This is a genomic window from Mucilaginibacter sp. OK098, from assembly GCF_900142915.1.
In the GTDB taxonomy this organism is placed as follows: Bacteria; Bacteroidota; Bacteroidia; order Sphingobacteriales; family Sphingobacteriaceae; genus Mucilaginibacter.
The window spans coordinates 553,006-576,315 of the sequence record NZ_FRCM01000005.1 but is presented as its reverse complement, the minus strand read 5'-3'; the positions used below and the strand labels follow the sequence as shown (position 1 = coordinate 576,315).

General features: G+C 36.7%; 16 protein-coding genes. All 16 read right to left on the bottom strand.

The window, feature by feature from the left end; translation table 11 throughout:
• Entirely contained in the window at positions 1-1,083 is a 1,083-nt protein-coding gene (locus tag BUE31_RS19220) for a glycosyltransferase family 4 protein (protein ID WP_073405435.1), read from the bottom strand.
• Positions 1,084-1,088: 5 nt separating this feature from the next.
• On the bottom strand, positions 1,089-2,162 hold the full coding sequence (locus tag BUE31_RS19215; protein WP_073405434.1) for an EpsG family protein: 1,074 nt from the start codon (positions 2,160-2,162) through the stop codon (positions 1,089-1,091).
• Between the two features lie 91 nt (positions 2,163-2,253).
• Positions 2,254-3,027: a glycosyltransferase family 2 protein gene (locus BUE31_RS19210; RefSeq protein WP_073405433.1), complete on the bottom strand. Its 774-nt coding sequence runs from the start codon at positions 3,025-3,027 to the stop codon at positions 2,254-2,256.
• A complete protein-coding gene (locus tag BUE31_RS19205) occupies positions 3,024-4,472 on the bottom strand; it encodes a flippase (protein ID WP_073405432.1) in 1,449 nt (482 codons plus the stop codon). Before BUE31_RS19205 ends, BUE31_RS19210 begins: the two co-directional genes overlap by 4 nt.
• A gap of 103 nt (positions 4,473-4,575) precedes the next feature.
• Positions 4,576-5,385, bottom strand: coding sequence for a glycosyltransferase (locus BUE31_RS19200; protein WP_073405431.1), 810 nt, complete (start codon positions 5,383-5,385; stop codon positions 4,576-4,578).
• Positions 5,386-5,402: 17 nt separating this feature from the next.
• Positions 5,403-6,497 (bottom strand): Wzz/FepE/Etk N-terminal domain-containing protein, encoded by a 1,095-nt coding sequence (locus tag BUE31_RS19195; protein ID WP_073405430.1) that lies wholly within the window; start codon positions 6,495-6,497, stop codon positions 5,403-5,405.
• Between the two features lie 25 nt (positions 6,498-6,522).
• Positions 6,523-9,018 carry an SLBB domain-containing protein gene (locus tag BUE31_RS19190; protein WP_073405429.1) on the bottom strand — a complete coding sequence of 832 codons (2,496 nt, stop codon included), beginning with the start codon at positions 9,016-9,018 and terminating at the stop codon, positions 6,523-6,525.
• Between the two features lie 218 nt (positions 9,019-9,236).
• Positions 9,237-10,178: a GDP-L-fucose synthase gene (locus tag BUE31_RS19185; protein WP_073405428.1), complete on the bottom strand. Its 942-nt coding sequence runs from the start codon at positions 10,176-10,178 to the stop codon at positions 9,237-9,239.
• 6 nt (positions 10,179-10,184) lie between these two features.
• Positions 10,185-11,300 (bottom strand): GDP-mannose 4,6-dehydratase, encoded by a 1,116-nt coding sequence (gmd, locus tag BUE31_RS19180; protein WP_073405427.1) that lies wholly within the window; start codon positions 11,298-11,300, stop codon positions 10,185-10,187.
• Between the two features lie 50 nt (positions 11,301-11,350).
• On the bottom strand, positions 11,351-11,662 hold the full coding sequence (locus tag BUE31_RS19175; RefSeq protein WP_073405426.1) for a DUF3467 domain-containing protein: 312 nt from the start codon (positions 11,660-11,662) through the stop codon (positions 11,351-11,353).
• 103 nt (positions 11,663-11,765) lie between these two features.
• Positions 11,766-13,043 carry a beta-galactosidase gene (locus tag BUE31_RS19170; RefSeq protein WP_143167180.1) on the bottom strand — a complete coding sequence of 426 codons (1,278 nt, stop codon included), beginning with the start codon at positions 13,041-13,043 and terminating at the stop codon, positions 11,766-11,768.
• 180 nt (positions 13,044-13,223) lie between these two features.
• Entirely contained in the window at positions 13,224-17,510 is a 4,287-nt protein-coding gene (gene rpoC, locus BUE31_RS19165) for a DNA-directed RNA polymerase subunit beta' (RefSeq protein WP_073405425.1), read from the bottom strand.
• A 95-nt stretch (positions 17,511-17,605) separates the two neighbouring features.
• Positions 17,606-21,409 carry a DNA-directed RNA polymerase subunit beta gene (gene rpoB, locus BUE31_RS19160; RefSeq protein ID WP_073405424.1) on the bottom strand — a complete coding sequence of 1,268 codons (3,804 nt, stop codon included), beginning with the start codon at positions 21,407-21,409 and terminating at the stop codon, positions 17,606-17,608.
• 230 nt (positions 21,410-21,639) lie between these two features.
• A complete protein-coding gene (rplL, locus tag BUE31_RS19155) occupies positions 21,640-22,023 on the bottom strand; it encodes a 50S ribosomal protein L7/L12 (protein WP_073405423.1) in 384 nt (127 codons plus the stop codon).
• A 62-nt stretch (positions 22,024-22,085) separates the two neighbouring features.
• The gene (gene rplJ / locus BUE31_RS19150; RefSeq protein ID WP_073405422.1) at positions 22,086-22,604 is read right to left on the bottom strand and encodes a 50S ribosomal protein L10; all 519 of its coding nucleotides are present in this window, start codon (positions 22,602-22,604) and stop codon (positions 22,086-22,088) included.
• Between the two features lie 3 nt (positions 22,605-22,607).
• Entirely contained in the window at positions 22,608-23,306 is a 699-nt protein-coding gene (gene rplA, locus BUE31_RS19145) for a 50S ribosomal protein L1 (protein WP_073405421.1), read from the bottom strand.
• Positions 23,307-23,310 lie beyond the last annotated feature (4 nt).

Sequence of the window (23,310 nt, the reverse complement as noted above, 5' to 3'; positions counted from 1 at the left end):
TTAATTTAAAATTTCAAGCCATTTATTAAATATGATCTCTTCAGACCAGGCCTGAGAACTATTATAAGCATTAAGACCAATTTCCTGTTGTAACCTTCCATCATACATGAGTTCCGTTAACCGTAGCTCAAATTCTTTTTCACGGCCCAAACTTACTAAATATCCATTAAATTTGTCCTGTATAATGTCTTTGGGTCCTGATGGACAGTCAAAACTAACACATGGTAATCCAAATGAAATAGCTTCTAATAACACCATTCCATAGCCTTCACTTCTGGATGTTAAAGCAAAGATTGATGCTTTTAAATAATACTCCTCAATATTAGATGTAGGGGGGAAGAATTTCACGGTGTCTTGTAAATTATTTTCGCTTACAAAAGTATATAGTTCAGCCTCCAGTTCTCCTGAGCCAATTATAAAAAGCTTCCATTCTGAATATTCCTTATTTGAAATGATTTTTTTCCAGACATTTAAGAGCACCCGTTGTTGTTTATCACTTGTGAATCTGCCAATATTTAATACAATTCTATTTTTTTTATTGGCATTAACATAAGGTAATTCAGACCTAAAGTGCGGAATTGTAACTGCAGGAATTCCATCTTCTTTATAAGATAAGGTATCAGCAATTGTTGGAACAACGTAGACATGGCAACGTTTATATAATAATTTTTTTATTACCCTATATATAATATTGTAATGTTCTTTTGACGCATGTTCTGAAATAATAACTTTTTGAGGATTAATTTTAGCAACATAAAACTCCAGTACACTTAATGGATGAGTAACGTAGTAATAATCAAAATTATTTTTCTCAAAATAATTCTGTAAAGATTTACTTGTTGAAAATATTGTCTTCAGTACATTAAAAATCCTACTTAGCTTATTATGCATATTTAAGTGCAAAATGTTATTTATGCTATCGATCTTAATTGACTTATTTAATGAATAAAATGACTTGGCGTCATCTTTAACTAAAATGGTGATTTCGAATTTTACCGATAATTTGTTAGCCAGAGTAGCAATAACTCTTTCGATACCTCCTGAAGGCTGCATGCTATTTACAAAAAAAACTACTCGCTTCATTAATTTTACTGGAAAAATAATTTATAAGGAAATATATACGGTCCCCTGGAAGCAAACTCATTTAACATGGAACTAACACTCACCGCATAAAATATAAACAGGCAGATATATGATAAGTAAATGAATGTTAAGCTATGCCTGGATATGAATTGAATTACATTAATCATTAATATTGCCTCGGTCCAAAAAAAATACCACTTAATCCTAAATGCCAATTCTGACATTCCATTAAAACACGTAGTTAATAGTACGCCTGTAACAAAAAGATTAACTAAAATATTATTCAATTTATCATCAGAATCAATTTTTCCTCTAATAAAAATAAACAATACTGCTAATACTAATTGTTTAATTGAAACTATAGAAAAGTCTGTAGACGACTGATAAAAGGCCAGTTTTGCATCAGCAAACCCCGGAATTGGAATAAAACTTAAAAGAAATGAAACCAGTGGAACTGTTATTTGAAAGATATTTATAAATGCACATATACCAACAATGATATATAAAACAGTTTTAGAATATTTAAAATTGACAAAAAAATAGCATGGGATAATTAGCAAAGCAGAAACATGAATTTGAGCTGCAGCAATCATGCAGAAAAAATAAGGCCAAAATTTTCGTTTATATACAAACTTAAGAGCGAATATAAAAATTGCAATACTTACAGCTTGCCTTATCTGTATAAAATCAAAAATGAAATAAGCCGTGGAATAATATATTAATACAGAAAGGGCGAAATTAGTTGAATGCTTTTTAAAAAAATAAAACTTCGGCAGAAGAGAAAAAACAGCCATTAAAAATACAATTACCTGAAAAGGTAACCCTATATATAGCACCAGTTTATTAAAATAAAAATACGCTGGTTCAATGTTTGCATCTACAGAGTAACGATTAATAGATTGCTGAAATATATCCTTATAACTCTCATAATCACCTTCAATATCACCGCGAAACCCCGCAAAGCAGATTAAGATTAAAGACACCAAAAAAAATACGAGAAAAGATAAATTTCCGGGTAATTTAGCTTGAGTAAATAAGCTTAGAAAAGCAATAAAAAAAAATATAATGAAATAGATCATTCAATTTTATAGGTAAAGCTTTATCAAAAAATCATACGTATCAAATGATTTTAATTTGGCTTAGTTTTTTCAGTTATTAAGAAAGTTTAAACTACATAGAAGACTTTTTAAAATATATCCTAAAATATATATAAATAAGAACATCCTTAAAATCCAGCCAAAAAGAAACTTTTTTATTGTATTTATGTCTAATCTTATATCTTTCTTTTAAATGTGTTAACTTAAATCCAGAACCAGCTCCCCCTCCTCTGAAATTTGATAAAGTTTCATTTAAATGAAAAAACAATGCTTTGTTGTCATAAAACCTTAATAACAACTCCCAGTCCGCTATCAGTTTATATTTTAAATCAAATAATCCATATTTTTCATATAAGGCCTTCTTTATAAAAATGGTGGGGTGAAACACAATCATGGTAGTTCTTAAAAAACTTATATCTTCTTTGGGCGTTTCTATTTTACATCTACCAGCCTCATCAATAAAATTTAAGTTTCCATGCACTATGTCAATATCAGGATTAGAGATAAAACAATCGTTTACGAGCTCAATAGTTCGTTGTTCGTAAAAATCATCACTATTAATTATGCCTATCCATTTACCATGAGCTAAGGTAACGCCTTTGTTCATTGCATCATATATTCCTTTATCGGGCTCTGAAATATATTTATATGTTTTTTTTTCTTTAATAAAAACAGGTTCGTATTTTTTAATTATGTCTAAGGTCCCATCATTGGAAACTCCGTCAATCAAAATGTATTCTATATTTCTATAAGTTTGCTGCAATACACTTTGAATAGTTTGTTCTATAGTTTTTGCAGAGTTATAACATACAGTAATAATTGAAACCAAAGGAAATTCTTCTATCATAAAAAGTAAAAATTTTGAGCTATTCTTTTAGTTTGCTCTTTCAGGTATTCATTTTTAAAAATGAATACCTGAAAGAAAAAATAAACTAAACTACAGCAACACATCCCCAATATGCATACCTTAATATTTTGATTTTTTAAATAAAATCTCAATATTTTAAGAACAGGAATAAATAATAATGAACATAGTAAAGTTTGGATTATAAGCCGTAAGTTAAAGCGAAGTTTAATGACTTTCGAAGCAAAAAAAGCGAAACCGCACATCACAAATAATTCGGCAAATAAATTAGCAATAGTAGCACCCAAATAGGAAAAACGAGGTATCAGTATAAAATTCAGTGCAACACTAACTATTAACCCACAAATAACTGCAATAGAATTCTCCTTATCCCTGGCTGTAGGGGTTAAAATTTGCACCGCCCATACCGTACTCAAGCCAATGATAAGCACAACAGGTGCCATTATTTGCATTGCAGACACAGCCGGAGAAAATTCAGGACCAGAAAACAAAACAACCAATTCAGGAGCTAATACTATTAACCCTATTGTCATTGGGATACCTAATATAATCACAAAATCAAAACTCTTATCCAGCAAAAATCGAACCTTATCCAATTCCTTATTTTTAAAAGCATGGGCTATCTGAGGCATTAAAACTGTGCTTAATGAGGTTAAAAACGGGATAGTAATTTTATTAATTCTAGACGCTGATGCATAATATCCAACAGCCTTAAATCCTTTTAAAAAACCTAAAATAATAGTATCCAATGAAGCGTATATACTTGCTGCTACGACAGTACTAAATATATATAATAAAGGTTTTAAATGCTTTTTGGTATCACTCCAGTTATATAACTTGAAATCTATATAAGATCTTGCAGAATAAATATTCCATAAATTATTTAAGATAGCTCCTCCCACAGTAACTAAAAGATAATAAATTGCGTCAGATTTCCCCTTAACTAAAAAAAATAATAATATTAAAAATATAACCTTTGCAAAAAGGGAACGTGCAGCAATAAACTTAAAACGCTCTAAACCTGAAAAAAACCAATCTATATTGCAAAAACTTAAGCTTAACATTAAAATTGCTACAGCGTAAAATTCACGGTCAGCGAATAACATTGGTACCAGTAAAACAGCTATACAATAAATTATACTAATTATAATAGCAGTACTAAAATTCAGTATTAACAAGGTGGTAAATAAAGCTTTCAGTTTTATAGGGTCATCTTTAACCTTAGCTACTTCTCTTATCCCATAAACAGGTATGCCTAACGCCGCTAAAAAAATAAAGTATTGTACAAAACTATTTACAAACTGTACTTTTCCAATTCCCTCGGGCCCAAGTATTCGAGATGCATAGGGAAATGTAATAGCTGGAAAAACTATATTACTTATTGTTAAAATTAAATTGTAAAAAAAATTTTTTCTAATCGTACCCATCAATAATGCATATTAATCAACTTAATTTTGACATTTAATAATTTCAAGGAGATAAATTAATTTAAAACTAACATTGTACCAATAATAAATATCGGATATTTCATTAGGCAGTATTTTTATCTCTATTAGATTTTAAAGTTATTAAATACAAAGAAATGTTTGAACAGGTGCAGTACCAGGTCCAAAATAGACTGAGAAAGAAACCAACAAGTCCGTCTTTATAACCTCTTTTATTAATAAAGCAATAAATAAATTGGTAAAAAAAGCTACCCGTAATGTGCAAAAGCGATGTTCGCTGTCCTAAATTATATCGGTCACGGCCTTCATCTTTCAGATATTTTCTGTGTTTTCCGATAAAGCTTTTAAGGTTATCCATCCAATAATGATGTAAAACATTATTTCCAGTATTAGGTATAAAAAAGCCTTCAAACCCAAGCTTAAGCTTCCTTCCATAGTGAGTTACAGGTAAAAAATCGAATCTGTGTTTATTAACTAATATCTCTTTCCACTTCGCATATCCCCAAACAGTACCTTTTAGCTTTTTTTTTCCAAAATAAAATTGCCAGGGTACAGATATTGATCCAATTTTAGGATTTGAATCAATTGTAATTAAAGTCTGCTTTATTTCAGTAATTAGTATATCAGATAGGACTTCATCTGGATCAATAGTTATTACCCAATCATTTTTAACATATTCTATTAATTTTGCTTGAGTATATTCGCCAGCCGGCCCAAAAGTTTTAAACTTATATATTTTACAATTATATTTTTTAGCTATCTCAACGGAATCATCACCCGAATCTAAATCCCCATACAAAATTTCATCACAAAAAAATAAAGACTTAAGGCATGTTTCTAATTTAGCACCTTCATTTCTTCCGACCACCATTGCCGAAACCTTCATTTCACTCATTATTTATGTTTATTAACTTATGCTATTATTGCCTTAATAGTCTTATGGAAAATTAAAAGTAGCGAAACTAAAAACACGCTTATTATACCGCATGTTACCATTAATATTACCTTCCCCGAGCTAATTTTCTCCAAAGGCAAAATCGGTTTGTCAATTACTTGTATTAAAGGTATTTCCTTTCGTAATGATACTTTCGAAATTTCGAGATTAGCTACTAATTGGGTTAATATTGCCTGATTAGCCTGTACATCTACCTGGCGACGCTGCGAAGGAACTCGTAATATTTGCAAGGAGGGATTTGCATTTGGGTTAACATCAGCTGACGAGGCTACTCCTGTTAAGGCCGCATTTAATTCCCGTCTAACAGAATCAGTTTGATGTTGCAATATATTTACATTATTAACTGACTTCCGAATTTTAGTATTTATATAGAAGTCTGAAACAGTTTTTGTAAGTATTTCGGCAAAGTATTTTGAAAACAACTCGTTTTCCGATGTTACCTTAACAGTAATAATGCTTAACTTTTTATCAACTTTATCTACCGATAAATTACCTTTAATTAAATCCTTGTAGAAAACACCTAAAATACTGTCCTGCTGCAAAGTAAATTTGGAGAGATCTGCATCTGGCAGAAATTGAATATTTTTCAACACATTGTTTCTACCCCACTTTTCACGATAATTATTGAAGGAAATATACAAATCGGCAAGTGTTTGTTTTCTTCCTTTGATATCCAATGGCATGAGTAAGGTATTTACTACCATTGATCTGGATTTCATTAACTCCAGCAAATTATCACCTGAGAAAGCTCCGCCCCCACTATTTCCACCTAAATCAATTCCAAACTGATTAGCTAATCCCATAGCCGCTCCCAGGCCACCCGAACTGGATGATTTATCATCTTCCAGTGCAAAACTTAATTCGGCTTTATAAATCGGTTTTTTAAAAAATGCATAGGTTAATCCTATAGCTCCGCCGATTATACCTGCAATTAAAATAATTATCCATTTAGATAAAAGAAAATGCCACAACCGCTGTATTTTCAGGATAAGTTCTTTCAAAGAAATCTCGTCTGAATTATTTAAAGCCTTATCCTGATCTGTTTTATTCATAATAGTCTATACATCTATTATTTAGTTACTTGTGAAGGCTAATTATACCTAATATAATAGCTCCTAGTGAAGCTAAACCTGTGGTGAAGCCTAATATCACCTGGGCAGTATTATTATTAGATATAGGTTTTTTAGGTACATAAATTTCACTTCCAGGCTTTACCCGGGGGTGAACATTAAAAAACAGGAACTTAGTTGTTGCTTTAACAGTCCCATTAGGATATACAACATAAGCGCTACGTTTTAATGCCCTTGGCGAAAATCCTCCGGCATTTAATACATATCCCTTGAAAGACTTTCCACTGCTATAAACTACAGCACTTGGATAAAGCACCTCGCCATTTACTCTAACAATTTGCTGTTGCTTTGGCACTCTTAAAACATCACCATTTTCTAAAATAAGATCTTCCCCGGTACCTGGCTTTTGCAAAATTTGCCTCAGGTCAATACCTACATAATTATTCCGGTACTGGGTAGTATCGGTATTCAAAGAGTCTTTAAAAGCACGTTGCAGTCGTTTTGAACGGTAAGCTCGTTCTTTGTTTAATTCTGCCGTATCTATTTTGGTTTTATCAACGCCGAGTACCGCCTCATTATCCCGTTTTAAGCTACTGCCTTCTATATCTGCAGACGCAGTTAATCCCCCTGCCCTGGTAATTATATCCGAAATCTTTTCGTTTTTCTTTTGAATGGTATAGTAACCAGGATAGATCACTTCGCCTTCAACTTTAACAGTTTTTTGAGTTTCATATCCAGGTAAACTATATACCGATACAATATCAAAAGGCTTAAGTGTAAAGCTGATCTCATCATTTAACGTTGAATTAACGTCTACACTGAAAACTTGTGCTACCACACTATTCCGCACATGTGGATCGCTGTTAAATGTCCTGCGGGATACTTCAATACGCTTAGGGCTTGCTCCTTCTGAAAATCCACCGGCTTTAATAATCAAATCGGTAACTTTCATACTGTCTGCATACAAAAACTCTCCTGGCTTTCTTACCTCCCCTTTAATAGTTACATTATATTTGGAGCGAAGGTCAAAAACAGAAGATATTGTAACGCTATCTTCCCTTTGTAAAAGGATATCGGCTGATGGTTTATTCAATACATCTGCAACATTAAAAGATAATTGTTGCGTGGTATTATCGGAGTTAAGCCGTATAATACTTCCGCGTCCGGCAAATGCATCCTCTTTTAAACCACCGGCATTATTTATTAATTTTGATAGTGTTAGTCCTTTTTGCAGCTCAAATTCTCCTGGCCTGAAAACCGCCCCTTTTATAGTTACGCGATTCTCATAACGATCAAGGATTTTCGCAACTGTATATTTGTCGCCACGTAAAGGAATATAGTTTTTATAGTCATTTTCAAAAACATCGGTAATCTTACGTTGCTGATCACTAACCTGGTCAACCTTAATACGCGCTGTATAAGCCTGATCAGTAAAGCCGCCGGCAAAGTTTAGCACGTCCTGTACTGTTTCACCAGGTAATGTTTCAAATAGCGCGGGGATTTTTACTTCTCCCTTTAATTCAACACGTATACGATATGTTGGCACACGTATTACGTCCTGATCTTGTAATGAGATATTATCTTTCTGACTGCCTTTTATCAGAAAATCATAAAGATCCAGGTGTGTAACTATACGATTATTCCGGATAACTTCAACTTGCCGGAATGAACCAACGTCGTTAGGGCCTCCAGCTGCATACAAAGCAATAAATACGGTTGCCAATGACGACATCGTGTAGGTTCCAGGCTTAACTACCTGTCCTTGTATGATTACTTTAATACTACGTATGTTTCCTAAACTAACCTGCACACTCGTCCCCCGGCCAATTGCGTAATTATTTGCTGCCAGTCTGCCTTTTATGGCTGCAGTTGCCTGTTCTATAGTTTTGCCGGCAACATTTAATATACCAACACCCGGAATATTTATATTTCCTTCGGGCGAAACATCAAGGTTCCAGTTAGCTAAAGAGTTACCGAATACATTTATACGCAATTGATCCTGCGGACCAACAATATAATTTAGTGGTGTTGCTAAATTTAAATTAGGTTCAAAAGTATTGGCTTTGCTATTTCTAAACAGGTCGGCGCCAAATATTTTAGGCCTTAGATCTATAAAAAAATCCTGTTTATTAATGGTACTATCTGCTAATGTGTCTTTGTAATTTGATTTACGTTTATTTAAAATATTTAAATTATTTGCACTGGTATCTGATGAAGACCCTTTAACATTTTTGTTTTTATTGCGGATGTCTTTAATTCTGCTTTGCAATTTTTGTACCTGGATGCCTGACATACCCTTGCTCTGCGCTTGTTGCAGTAACTGATCATCCGTTAACCCTGCCTTTTGAGCCTGTAGTATTAACTGTGTTATTTGCTGATCGGTAAGATCATCAACATTAATGCTTGATGCGTTTTGTGGAATAGTTTGAGCAGATGCTGGTTTAACAACCAAAAGGCAAAAAAAGATAGTGAGTAAAAATAGGCAGATCTTAAAATTGTTCATTATTTTATATAAATCCCAGCTATAAAGTTTTATACTAAACCGAGGCAGGTTACTAACTAATTTGCTGCGAAAATAAGCAAATAAAATTATTTTGTGTTATAAATGAAACAGTATTAAATAGCAAGGGGGTAAAAACACAAACACATAAATGGGCCCTGTTACGCTTTCATACGTATTAATAGCAACGTTTAATTTAACTACAATACGTTTATTTATACCTAAACGCTACTATTTTTTTGTTTATTTAAAAAATCCTGGTATGCCATTTTTATACCCTCTTCCAGCTCAACGGTATGTTTCCAGCCTTTACTTTGAAGTTTGCTAACGTCCATCAATTTCCGGGGGGTACCATCGGGCTTAGTGGTATCAAACTGTATTTGACCATTATAGCCAACAATTCCTTTAATTAATAAAGCCAGGTCTTTAATTGAAATATCTTCGCCGGTGCCTATATTAACCAATCCCTCTTCATTGTAGTTCTGCATTAAATAATAGCAAGCGGAGGCCAGGTCATCAGCAAATAAAAACTCTCTTTTAGGTGAACCGGTTCCCCAAATAGTTACCTCGGGCAAGCTATGCTCTTTCGCCTCATGAAACCTGCGGATCAAAGCAGGCAATACATGTGAGTTTTGCGGATGATAATTATCATTATAGCCATATAAGTTAGTAGGCATTACAGATATAAAATTGCACCCGTATTGTGCGCGATAAGCATCACACATTTTGATGCCTGCAATTTTAGCAATTGCATAAGGCTCATTCGTAGGCTCCAATAAACCAGTAAGTAAATACTCTTCCTTTAATGGTTGCGGAGCCAGCTTGGGGTAAATACAGCTTGATCCTAAAAACATCAACTTTTTTATTTCGTTCAGGTATGAGTTATGGATAACATTGTTTTGAATCTGCAGGTTATCATACAAAAACTCGGCCCTATAGGTGTTATTAGCTACAATTCCGCCAACTTTAGCAGCTGCTAAAAAAACATAATCGGGTTTTTCCTGATCAAAAAAATCGGCTACCTGCTGCTGGTTACGGAGATCGAGCGTGTCTGATGTGCGCGTAATAAAATTGGTGTACCCTTCTTTAACTAATTTCCTATGGATTGCAGAACCTACCATGCCCCGATGCCCTGCTATATATATTTTTGCTCCTATTTCCATAAGTTCTTATTCAAACTGGTTTTTAATAACGTAACCCGAATCTTTTAACAGTTTTTCTCTTCTAAATAAATCAACATCCGCAGCAACCATTTCGCTAACCAAACCTTGCAGGTCATATTTTGGCTCCCAACCTAATTTTGTTTTAGATTTTGTAGGATCGCCAATTAACAATTCTACTTCTGTAGGACGAAAATATTTTTCATCCACTACTACTACTTCTTTACCAATTTCAATCAAAAAGTCAGGATTATTACAACTTACAACATATCCCTTTTCGTTCGCTCCCTCACCTTTAAAATCAACTTCTATTCCAACTTCTTTAAAAGCCATTCTAACAAATTCACGCACACGCGTAGTTACGCCTGTAGCTATTACATAATCTTCGGCTATTTCCTGCTGTAATATAAGATACATGGCCTCCACATAATCTTTTGCATGCCCCCAATCTCTTTGAGCATCCAAATTTCCAAGAAATAACTTATCCTGCAAATTCATTGCAATTTTAGCTACAGCACGGGTTATTTTTCGTGTTACAAAGGTTTCGCCGCGGAGTGGGCTTTCATGATTAAACAAAATTCCGTTACAAGCAAAAATATCATAGGCCTCACGATAATTAACAGTTATCCAATAAGCGTAAAGTTTTGCAACCGCATAAGGCGAACGCGGATAAAAAGGTGTGGTTTCTGATTGCGGAACCGCCTGGACTAAACCATAAAGTTCAGAAGTTGATGCCTGATAAATCCTGGTTTTCTTGCTTAATCCTAATATTCTTATTGCTTCCAGTATTCTTAAAGTTCCAATACCATCAGCGTTGGCTGTATACTCAGGGGTGTCAAAACTTACTTTAACATGTGACATTGCACCCAAATTATAAATTTCATCAGGTTGAACCTGTTGAATAATACGTATTAAATTGGTGCTGTCGCTCAAATCGCCATAATGCAGGATCAGGTTTTTGTTTTCTTCGTGCGGGTCCTGGTATAAATGGTCTATTCTATCAGTATTAAACAACGAACTCCTGCGTTTAATCCCATGAACTTCATATCCTTTTGATAGTAAAAGCTCGGTTAAATATGCTCCGTCCTGCCCGGTTATTCCAGTTATAAGTGCTGTTTTTTTCATAAGTTTTGCTAAATTCTTTAAAAGTATTTTATAATATTAAACAGATGTTATTAAGCCTGCCCCATTGTACCGCCAAAATTCATCGGAAAGCCGGATGGGTCCTGCTGAATTTTAATCCGGCCGTTAGCATCTTCAAATTTTTCAACATTATCTTCCAAAGCCGTTAATAATCTTTTAGCGTGTTCAGGTGTTAATATTATCCTTGATTTTACTTTGGCTTTGGGTACGCCAGGCATAACACGGATAAAATCGAGCACAAACTCTGAGCTTGAATGCGTTATAATTGCCAGGTTAGAGTAAATACCTTCTGCAATTTCCTCAGAAAGCTCAATATTTAGTTGATTTTCGTTTTGTTCTTCCATGTTGCTAAATTAGTAAAGCTGCCATTTAAAAATAAGTTTATTCATATTTATACATGAGAAAGTTTTTGAAGCCATTATGGTATTTTTTAAAACATCATATATCCTAATTTTTCCTATCAGACCATCTATAAATGGCAATGTCACCCGGCTCTATTTTAATTTTATTACCCCCTGGACCTTGTGGGATTAAAGATCCGTCTTTTAAAATTTTGCTAACTCCTCTTGCACACTTTATTGTCAAAATCATCGGATTTATATAATCACGATTAACTATAACTAAAAATAAATCTCTATTTTTCTTTAAAACAGAAACTACAGCTCCCAGTCCATCAGTTTTAAGCATTGTAATAGGTTTGGGAAGTTGATTAAGGCGTTTGGTGCCGTCAGGAATACTATTTCCCGTGTGAGCTATAGAAATCACTTTTGCCCCAAAAAAAACACCGGATAATCCCTTAATTTCTTTATTCATCTGTTGTATTTTTCCATATACATCAGTTTTTGTTCCATCAATAGCAATAGAAGCATTATGGAAATTGTGTATTACCCCATCAGAAACGGTCCAATAAGTAAAATACTCTATTGCCTGAGCACCATAGGCTAAGTCACTGTAAACCTGCAGCCTTATTGAACCCAAAGTTGGAACGGGATATGGTGTAAAAGCAACAGTAAGAGCAAATGCCCAGAATGGTTTATGAGATTTTTTAGCCGCTTCGGAAACCATCTCTAAATTTTTATACCATAAAGCATGTAGAAGCGGTTCTGTGGTACTCATAATAGGATAATGATCAAAAGACAATGCCTGAACCGGAACCTCCTTTATATACGTATCTAAGTATTCCTGGTAAGATTTAACGCCAAGCTGAGTAATACTAGCATCATTGGGTAAAAGATTTATATAACACATATGTTTATCATCAATAGCTCTTATTCTTTTTACTAATAATGCCAGGGTTGGAAAGGCAGCCCTTCCAGGTTCATCCACAAGGTAGTATCCTGCTATGGCGGGATGATTCATAAAACGTTTTACAATTTTTTCTGGATCGGTAGCAAGTTCCGGGCAGGAAATAAATAATTTAACTCCTGCCTTTTGAGCCAGATCGATTGCTGTTTGAACCGCATTGGCGTCTGTAAACGGATAGAAGCTTTGTGTGATACCTGAAGCTTTTAATTCTTGATAACGAATAAGGCTTGATTGATTTTGAGGCACACCTATCCATGCAATCGTAGGAATTTGGGTTTCATATTTTGATGTATCAGAAATAACGCCATTTATCGTAATAGAATGCTTACGTAAAGAAACAGGGGAAACTTTTTCAGAGCCAATGCCAATAATTGGATTGAAAGCGATAATAATTAGCAGTATTAATGATATTTTCCCCATGGTAAATTTAAAGTAACAAAAATATTGAGAAATATAAAGATACGGACTTTGATTTTATATAAACTTTTTGTCATAACCAAATTTGACGGATGATTGTACCAGTATTGGTTTTTAACTTGTTCTATAATAAAAAAAGCCTTCCTTTAAAAGGAAGGCTTTATAATTATAAAGTTTATTTGCTTATGCTTCTACTTCTTCAGCTTTTGAAGCCATTAAGCGGTCAAATTCTTCTTGTGAACCTACACGGATATTTTCGTATTCGCGTAAACCGGTTCCTGATGGAATTAGGTGACCTACTATAACATTCTCTTTCAAACCAAGCATTAAATCTTTTTTACCCGCTATTGCTGCTTCGTTCAGAACTTTTGTAGTTTCCTGGAACGATGCTGCCGAGATAAACGACTTAGTACCTAACGAAGCCCTGGTTATACCCTGTAACATAGGGCTTGACGTTGCAGCAATAGCATCACGCACTTCAACTAATTTTAAATCTTTACGTTTTAAAATTGAGTTTTCGTCACGCAGCCTTCTTACTGAAACAATCTGGCCAGATTTTAAACTTGTTGAGTCGCCTGGTTCTGTAACAACCTTTTTATCAAAGATGTCATCATTCTCAAGCATAAAATCCCAACTGTCAACAGCTTCTCTTTCAAGGAAACGGGTATCGCCGGCATCTTCAATAGCTACCTTCTGCATCATCTGGTGAACGATCACTTCAAAGTGCTTATCGTTGATCTTCACACCCTGCAAACGGTAAACTTCCTGAATACCATTTACCAGGTATTCCTGCACTGCAGCAGGGCCCTTAATTGCAAGTATATCAGCAGGTGAAATTGAACCGTCAGACAATGGCATACCAGCTTTCACAAAGTCATTATCCTGTACAAGGATGTGTTTTGACAATGGAACAAGGTATTTTTTAACCTGGCCGTCTTTTGATTCAATGGTGATCTCGCGGTTACCACGTTTAACACCACCTAAAGTTACCACACCATCAATTTCAGTTACTACAGCAGGGTTTGATGGGTTACGTGCTTCAAACAACTCGGTTACACGTGGTAAACCACCTGTAATATCACGGGTTTTACCTGTTGAACGAGGTATTTTAGCAATAACCTGCCCTGTTTGTAGTTTTTCGTTTTCGTCAACTGCAATGTGGGCACCTACCGGGATGTTATATCCTTTAATGATGTTTCCTTTATTATCAGCAACCTGGATAACCGGGTTCTTTGTTTTATCTCTTGTATCGATGATTACCTTTTCACGGTGACCTGTTTGCTCGTCTGATTCTTCACGGAAAGTAATACCTTCCAAAACAGCTTCAAACTTGGCAACACCCGCAAATTCAGATATAATTACCGCATTGTATGGATCCCATGAACAGATCCGATCGCCTTTGGCTATCTTGCTGCCATCCTTCACATACAAGTATGCACCGTAAGGAATGTTGTTGGTAACAATAACTTTATTGGTTCCCTCTTCAACTATCCTGAATTCGCCTGAACGACCTAATACAACCTCTACCAAACCGTCTTCGGTTTTGTATTCAACTGTACGAACGTTTTCAAATTCAATGATACCTTCAAACCTTGCGTTGATCTGTGATTCAGCTGCAATGTTTGATGCAGTACCACCCACGTGGAATGTACGTAATGTTAACTGTGTACCCGGCTCACCGATAGACTGTGCAGCAATTACACCAACAGCTTCACCTTTTTGCACGCGTTTACCGCTTGCAAGGTTACGTCCGTAACATAATGCACATACACCGCGTTTGCTTTCGCAGGTTAATACCGAACGAATCTCGATACCTTCTAACGGAGAATTTTCTATATTTTTACCAATCTCTTCTGTAATGTCCTGGCCTGCTGATACTAATAAGGTATTAGTAATAGGGTCTAGCACATCATGTAAAGAGGTACGGCCTAAAATACGATCGTATAATGGTTCAACAATATCCTCGTTATCTTTAAGGGCTGTAGTATAGATCCCTCTTAGAGTACCGCAATCAACTGTACCAACAATCATATCCTGGGCAACGTCATGCAACCTACGGGTTAAGTAACCAGCATCAGCTGTTTTTAACGCCGTATCTGCCAAACCTTTACGTGCACCGTGAGTTGAGATAAAGTACTCCAATACTGACAAACCTTCCTTAAAGTTTGAAAGGATCGGGTTTTCAATGATCTCACCACCTGAACCTGATTTTTGAGGCTTAGCCATCAAACCACGCATACCTGCAAGCTGACGGATCTGCTCTTTAGAACCACGGGCTCCTGAATCAAGCATCATATAAACCGAGTTGAAACCTTGATTATCAGACGACAGGATTTCCATCACATTCGCAGTTAAGCGGTTGTTGATACGGGTCCAAATATCGATGATCTGGTTATAACGTTCGTTATTGGTAATAAAGCCCATGTTGTAGTTACCCATCACCTCTTCAACTTGTTTTGAAGCCTGTGCTATCAGCGTAACTTTTTCATCAGGGATGTTAATATCCTTCAGGTTAAATGATAAACCACCCTGGAATGCCATTCTGAAACCTAATTCCTTAATATCATCAAGGAACTGGGCAGCGCGCGCCATACCGGTAATTTTTACTACCTCGCCAATAATATCACGTAATGATTTTTTGGTAAGCAGCTCATTAATATAACCTACCTCAACCGGAACATGCTCATTAAATAACACACGGCCAACAGTTGTATCAATAATTTTGCTTACAATATGTCCGTCACGTTCTTTGATCATTCCTTTAACCTTAATAAAGGCATGCAGGTCAATCTTACGTTCGTTGTAAGCTATAATTACTTCTTCAGAAGAATAGAAAGTTAAACCTTCACCTTTTACAACACGTTCAGCATCAGTTTTACGGCCTTTGGTTATGTAGTACAAACCAAGCACCATGTCCTGCGATGGAACTGTAATAGGTGTTCCGTTGGCAGGGTTAAGGATGTTGTGTGATGCAAGCATTAAAACCTGGGCTTCCAAAATTGCTGCGTTACCTAGTGGTACGTGCACAGCCATCTGGTCACCGTCAAAATCCGCGTTAAAGGCGGTACAGGTTAACGGGTGCAATTGGATAGCCTTACCTTCAACCAGTTTTGGCTGAAATGCCTGGATCCCTAAACGGTGCAGCGTAGGCGCACGGTTTAATAATACAGGGTGGCCTTTTAATACGTTTTCCAAAATGTCCCAAACTAATGGGTCTTTACGGTCAACAATCTTTTTGGCAGATTTTACTGTTTTAACCACACCACGCTCAATCATTTTGCGGATGATAAATGGTTTAAACAACTCGGCAGCCATATCTTTTGGTAAACCGCACTCGTGTAATTTAAGGTTTGGACCTACAACAATTACAGAACGGGCTGAATAATCAACACGTTTACCTAATAAGTTTTGACGGAAACGGCCTTGCTTACCTTTCAGGATGTCTGAAAGTGATTTCAATGCACGGTTACCTTCGGTTTTAACCGCGTTTACTTTACGTGAGTTATCGAACAACGAGTCAACAGCTTCCTGTAACATACGTTTTTCGTTACGTAATATAACTTCCGGCGCTTTTATCTCGATCAAACGCTTTAAACGATTGTTACGGATAATTACACGACGGTAAAGGTCATTTAAATCTGAGGTTGCAAAACGGCCACCTTCCAATGGTACTAACGGACGCAATTCAGGCGGGATAACCGGAACGATCTTAACGATCATCCACTCAGGGTTATTCTCAATTCTGGTTTTTGCATCGCGGAAAGCTTCAACAACCTGTAAACGTTTTAAAGCTTCGTTTTTACGTTGTTGTGAGGTTTCATTGGCAGCCTGGTGACGTAAGCTAAATGATAATTCGTCAAGGTCAAGGCGTTTTAATAACTCCTCTAATGCCTCGGCGCCCATTTTAGCCACAAATTTTTGCGGATCTTTATCGTCCAGGTATTGGTTTTCTTTTGGAAGGGTATCCAATACGTCAAGGTATTCTTCTTCTGTAAGGAAATCCATTTTGTTGATTCCGTCAGCTTCTTTAATACCAGGTTGGATTACTACATAACGTTCGTAGTAAATGATCAGATCCAATCTTTTTGTTGGTAGGCCCAATAAGTAACCAATTTTATTTGGTAACGAACGGAAATACCAGATGTGCGCAACAGGAACCACCAAATTGATGTGCCCCATACGCTCACGACGTACTTTTTTCTCAGTTACTTCAACACCGCAACGATCACAAACTATACCCTTGTAACGGATACGTTTGTATTTACCGCAATGGCACTCATAATCTTTAACCGGACCAAAAATACGCTCGCAGAACAAACCATCACGCTCAGGCTTGTAGGTCCTGTAGTTAATGGTTTCAGGTTTTAAAACTTCACCGCTCGAACGCTCCAGGATAGATTCCGGAGAAGCTAAACTGATGGTAATAGTGGTGAAATTACTCTTGATTTTATTATCCTTTTTGTAAGACATAAATTCTTTCTTTTTTTTGAAGGTGAAGGGCGAAAGGTGAAAGGTAAAAGGTATTGACATTTCTGCCTTTCACCTTTTACCTTTATCCTTTTACCTTATTCTAATGTGATATCCAAACCTAAACCTCTTAATTCATGAACCAATACGTTGAATGATTCAGGAACCGATGGTGTTGGCAGGTTTTCGCCTTTAACAATAGCTTCGTATGTTTTGGCACGGCCAATAACATCATCAGATTTTACAGTCAATATTTCCTGCAGAATGTTTGATGCACCAAATGCTTCCAGTGCCCAAACCTCCATCTCACCAAAACGCTGACCACCAAACTGGGCTTTACCACCCAATGGCTGTTGTGTAATTAATGAATATGGCCCAATTGAACGTGCGTGCATCTTGTCATCAACCATGTGGCCCAGTTTCAGCATGTAGATTATACCTACAGTTGTTTGCTGGTCGAAACGGTCACCTGTTAAACCATTGTATAAATAGGTACGGCCTGATTCAGGTAAGTTTGCCTTTTTAACCCATTCTTCCACTTCTTCATGGCTTGCACCATCGAAAATAGGAGTAGCAAATTTAATTCCAAGCTCTTTACCGGCCCAGCCTAATACAGTTTCATAGATCTGGCCTAAGTTCATACGTGAAGGTACACCCAGCGGGTTCAACACAATATCAACCGGTGTTCCGTCTTCAAGGAAAGGCATGTCCTCGTCACGTACAATACGCGCAACAATACCCTTATTACCGTGACGGCCCGCCATTTTATCACCCACTTTAAGCTTACGCTTTTTAGCGATGTAAACTTTAGCCATTTGAACTATACCTGATGGCAACTCATCACCCACACTGATAGCAAATTTATCACGACGGTAAGCACCCAGCTCTTCATTAACTTTAATGTTGTAATTATGAAGCAAGGTTTTTATCTGATCGTTTTTATCATCATCAGTTGTCCATTTAGTTGGGTTGATATTTTCGTAGCTAAGCTCAACTAAAATTTTCTGAGTAAATTTAACACCTTTAGGTACATGCAGTTCTTTGTAAACGTTGTAAACACCTTGTGATGTTTTTCCGTTCACTATCTCAAATAACTTCTCGATCAAAGTATTTTTAAGATCTTTTACTGCTTTGTCATGTTTGGTATCTAATTTCTCCAATTGTGCTTTTTCTTCAGCTTTTGAAGTCTTTTTAGCACGGGAGAATAATTTAGTATCAATTACAACACCTGCGATAGATGGTGGCGTTTTCAACGATGCATCTTTAACATCACCTGCTTTATCACCAAATATAGCACGCAACAGTTTTTCTTCCGGTGAAGGATCAGATTCACCTTTTGGAGTGATCTTACCTATCAGGATATCGCCTTCTTTAACCTCGGCGCCTACACGGATAATTCCGTCTTCGTCAAGGTCTTTGGTAGCTTCTTCTGAAACGTTAGGGATATCCGGGGTTAATTCTTCCTCACCACGTTTAGTATCACGCACTTCAAGCTCAAATTCTTCAACGTGAAGTGAAGTGAATATATCCTGTGATACAACACGTTCAGAGATAACAATCGCATCCTCAAAGTTATATCCCTGCCAAGGCATGAACGCTACCTTAAGGTTACGGCCTAATGCCAATTCCCCAGCCTGTGTTGCATATCCTTCGCAAAGCACTTCTCCTTTTTCAACCCTCTGGCCTTTTCTAACAATAGGCTTAAGGTTCATGGTAGTGCTCTGGTTAGTTTTCTTGAACTTAGTTAAACGGTAGCTCCTGGTATCGCCATCAAAAGAGATCAAACGATCAAGGTCATTACGGTCATAACGGATCCTTATTTCGGTTGCATCAACATATTCAACAACACCGTTGCCTTCAGCATTGATAAGCGTACGTGAATCTTTTGCCACACGGCCTTCCAAACCTGTACCAACAATCGGCGCTTCAGGGCGCAATAAAGGCACTGCCTGGCGCTGCATGTTCGATCCCATCAATGCACGGTTAGCATCATCATGTTCCAAAAACGGAATTAATGAAGCCGCGATAGATGTGATCTGGTTTGGAGCAATATCCATTAAATCAAGTTTTTCCGGATCAATGATCGGGAAGTCACCTTCGAAACGTGCTTTAACCTTAGGTAATGCAAAAACACCTTTATCATCATAATGCGCGTTTGCCTGGCCGATAGTTTTACCGTCTTCATCTTCTGCAGATAAATAGATAACATCTTCCTGAACCTGTACTTTACCGTCAACCACACGTTTGTATGGTGTTTCAATAAAGCCTAAGTTATTGATTTTGGCATGTACGCAAAGTGAAGAGATCAAACCAATGTTCGGTCCTTCCGGAGTTTCAATGGTACACAACCTACCGTAGTGGGTATAGTGTACGTCACGAACCTCGAAACCTGCACGCTCACGTGACAGACCACCGGGCCCCAGGGCTGACAGACGACGCTTGTGCGTGATCTCTGCCAGTGGGTTGGTTTGGTCCATGAACTGTGAAAGCTGGTTTGTTCCGAAGAACGAGTTAATTACCGATGATAGTGTACGTGCGTTGATCAGGTCGGTTGGTGTGAACACCTCGTTGTCACGAATGTTCATACGCTCACGGATAGTACGTGCCATACGTGCTAAACCAACACCAAATTGTGCATATAACTGCTCACCAACAGTACGAACACGACGGTTTGACAAGTGATCAATATCATCCACCTCAGCTTTTGAGTTGATTAATTTGATCAGGTATTTCACAATCGCGATAATATCCTGTTTGGTTAAAACCTTAGTCTCATCAGAGGTTGACAGTTTTAATTTACGGTTGATGCGGTAACGGCCCACATCGCCCAGGTCATATCTTTTATCAGAAAAGAACAAACGATCGATGATACCACGTGCAGTTTCCTCATCAGGTGGTTCAGCGTTACGTAATTGACGGTAGATATGCTCAACCGCTTCTTTTTCTGAGTTTGAAGTATCTTTTTGTAACGTATTATATATAATAGTATAGTCACCGCTGGTAGCCGCATCTTCCTTGTTAAGGATGATGGTTTTTACGCCTGCATCAATGATCTGATCGATGTGATCGTCTTCCAATACAGTTTCACGCTCCAGGATGATCTCATTACGGTCAATAGAAACAACTTCGCCGGTATCTTCATCCACAAAGTCTTCAACCCATTTTTTCAATACCCTTGCAGCAAGCTTGCGGCCGATAAATTTCTTTAAGCCACTTTTGCTTACTTTAACCTCATCAGCCAATTCAAATAACTCTAATATATCTTTATCAGAATCATAACCAATTGCACGCAATAAAGTAGTAACCGGGAATTTCTTTTTACGGTCGATATATGCATACATCACGTTATTAACGTCAGTAGCAAACTCAATCCATGATCCTTTAAAAGGAATTACACGGGCCGAGTATAATTTAGTACCGTTAGTATGGCGGCTTTGTCCAAAAAACACACCTGGTGAACGGTGCAGCTGAGATACAATTACACGCTCAGCACCGTTGATAACAAAGGTACCTTTAGGTGTCATGTAGGGAATAGTTCCCAGGTACACATCCTGTACAATAGTTTCAAAGTCTTCGTGCTCCTCATCATTACATGACAGGCGAAGCTTGGCTTTTAAAGGCACACTGTAAGTTAATCCGCGTTCAATACATTCCTGTATATCATAACGTGGCGGATCAATAAAGTAATCAAGAAACTCTAAAACGAAGATGTTTCTTGAATCGGAGATAGGAAAATTTTCAGCAAACACTTTAAACAAACCTTCTTTATAACGGTTGTCTGAGGTAGTTTCCAATTGAAAAAATTCCTGGAAAGATTGCAACTGAACATCAAGAAAATCTGGATAATCCAATACTTTCCTGCTGGTTGCAAAATTTACTCTTTGATTGATTTTGTTTGCCAAGGGAATAAAATTTTAGTTTATTAATAAACTGATGTAGATGTTTTGTTGGTAGATGTGAGATTTGAGACATGAGATTTGAGATGTATAAAACTGATAATAAGCATTTTACCTGACTGGCAAAGCAAACATCTCAAATCTCATATCTCACATCTTAAAATCTCATCATTATAAACAGCAATAGACCCCGACCAAAAAGGTCGGAGTCTGATGCTATATTGTATTGGGTTAACTTATTTAACCTCAACTACTGCTCCGGCTTCTTCTAATTGTTTTTTCAGAGATTCAGCTTCTTCTTTAGTAACACCAGTTTTTACTTCTTTAGGTGCACCATCAACTAAGTCTTTAGCTTCTTTCAAACCAAGGCCGGTTAAGTCTTTTACTAATTTCACAACTGCTAATTTAGCGCCGCCTGCTTCTTTCAGGATAACGTCAAATGCTGTTTGAACAGCTTCAGCAGCAGGGGCATCATCGCCACCAGCAGGAGCAGCAGCAACAGCAACAGCTGCAGCAGCAGGCTCAATACCATACTCATCTTTTAAGATCTGAGCTAATTCGTTTACTTCTTTTACTGTTAAGTTTACCAACTGTTCAGCAAACGCTTTTAAATCCGCCATTTTATTTTAAATTTTACTTTTAATGCTTTTTGTTTTTTAATATCGAACTTTAAGGCGTCCGGTTAACCTCTTTCCTGTAATGTTTTTACAACGCCTGCAAGTATATTTCCGCCTGATTGCAGTGCCGAAATAACGTTCTTCGCTGGTGATTGCAATAATCCGATGATCTCTCCTATCAGTTGTTCTTTTGATTTCAATGCAATCAAAGTATCAATCTGATTATCTCCAACAAATATTGCTGAATCAATGTAGGCAGCTTTTAAAACCGGTTTATCACCTTGTTTTCTTAACTGTTTGATCAACTTTGCCGGAGCAGTTGCTGATTTTGAGAAAAGAATAGATGATGACCCTTTTAATATGTCATACATTGGAGTAAAATCGCCGCCGGCAGCTTCCATAGCCTTTTTAATCAGGCTGTTTTTTGCTACTTTCATCTCAATGTCGCTTTCGAAACATTTACGACGGATGTTATTGATTTTTGCAACTGTCAAATTTGAAGTATCGGTAATATAAAAATTACCATACTCTTTCATTTGCTCAGTAAGGGCGATTACTAATTCGTGTTTTTCTTCTTTAGTCATGATTTAGATCCCCGCTACTGTTTTAGTTTCAATTTCAATTCCAGGCGACATGGTTGAAGAGATATGAATACTCTTAAAATATGTTCCTTTTGCTGCTGAAGGTTTTAATTTTGAAATGGTTTGCAATACTTCCAAAGCATTTTCATAAATTTTATCAGCAGGGAAAGATACTTTTCCTATTGAGGCATGGATAATACCGGTTTTATCAACCTTGAAGTCGATCTTACCACCTTTAACCTCAGTTACAGCTTTCCCAACTTCGGGAGTTACCGTACCTGATTTAGGGTTTGGCATAAGGTTACGCGGGCCTAATATACGACCTAAACGACCTACCTTCGCCATAACGCTTGGCATAGTGATAATGATATCAACATCAGTCCATCCACCTTCAATTTTGGCAATATAATCATCCAAACCTACGTAATCTGCACCTGCGTCTTTAGCTTCTTGTTCCTTATCAGGAGTACAAAGAACTAATACACGTACAGTTTTACCGGTTCCATGAGGTAATGTTGCTATACCACGCACCATTTGATTGGCTTTACGCGGGTCAACACCTAAACGAACATCAATATCAACTGATGAATCAAACTTGGCAATAGTTATATCTTTTACCAAAGATGATGCATCCTGTAAAGAATACGCTTTGTTCACCTCAATTTTGGAGAGTGCCACTTTTTGATTTTTTGTTAATCTAGCCACTGTC

Coding starts and splice junctions, on each gene's coding strand:
- BUE31_RS19170 (WP_143167180.1), bottom strand. CDS start 13,043: ATGGGGAAAATATCATTAATACTGCTAATTATTATCGCTTTCAATCCA.
- rplL (WP_073405423.1), bottom strand. CDS start 22,023: ATGGCGGATTTAAAAGCGTTTGCTGAACAGTTGGTAAACTTAACAGTA.
- BUE31_RS19210 (WP_073405433.1), bottom strand. CDS start 3,027: ATGATAGAAGAATTTCCTTTGGTTTCAATTATTACTGTATGTTATAAC.
- BUE31_RS19205 (WP_073405432.1), bottom strand. CDS start 4,472: ATGGGTACGATTAGAAAAAATTTTTTTTACAATTTAATTTTAACAATA.
- BUE31_RS19195 (WP_073405430.1), bottom strand. CDS start 6,497: ATGAATAAAACAGATCAGGATAAGGCTTTAAATAATTCAGACGAGATT.
- BUE31_RS19215 (WP_073405434.1), bottom strand. CDS start 2,162: ATGATCTATTTCATTATATTTTTTTTTATTGCTTTTCTAAGCTTATTT.
- BUE31_RS19185 (WP_073405428.1), bottom strand. CDS start 10,178: ATGGAAATAGGAGCAAAAATATATATAGCAGGGCATCGGGGCATGGTA.
- rplJ (WP_073405422.1), bottom strand. CDS start 22,604: ATGACTAAAGAAGAAAAACACGAATTAGTAATCGCCCTTACTGAGCAA.
- BUE31_RS19220 (WP_073405435.1), bottom strand. CDS start 1,083: ATGAAGCGAGTAGTTTTTTTTGTAAATAGCATGCAGCCTTCAGGAGGT.
- rpoC (WP_073405425.1), bottom strand. CDS start 17,510: ATGTCTTACAAAAAGGATAATAAAATCAAGAGTAATTTCACCACTATT.
- BUE31_RS19175 (WP_073405426.1), bottom strand. CDS start 11,662: ATGGAAGAACAAAACGAAAATCAACTAAATATTGAGCTTTCTGAGGAA.
- BUE31_RS19190 (WP_073405429.1), bottom strand. CDS start 9,018: ATGAACAATTTTAAGATCTGCCTATTTTTACTCACTATCTTTTTTTGC.
- BUE31_RS19200 (WP_073405431.1), bottom strand. CDS start 5,385: ATGAGTGAAATGAAGGTTTCGGCAATGGTGGTCGGAAGAAATGAAGGT.
- gmd (WP_073405427.1), bottom strand. CDS start 11,300: ATGAAAAAAACAGCACTTATAACTGGAATAACCGGGCAGGACGGAGCA.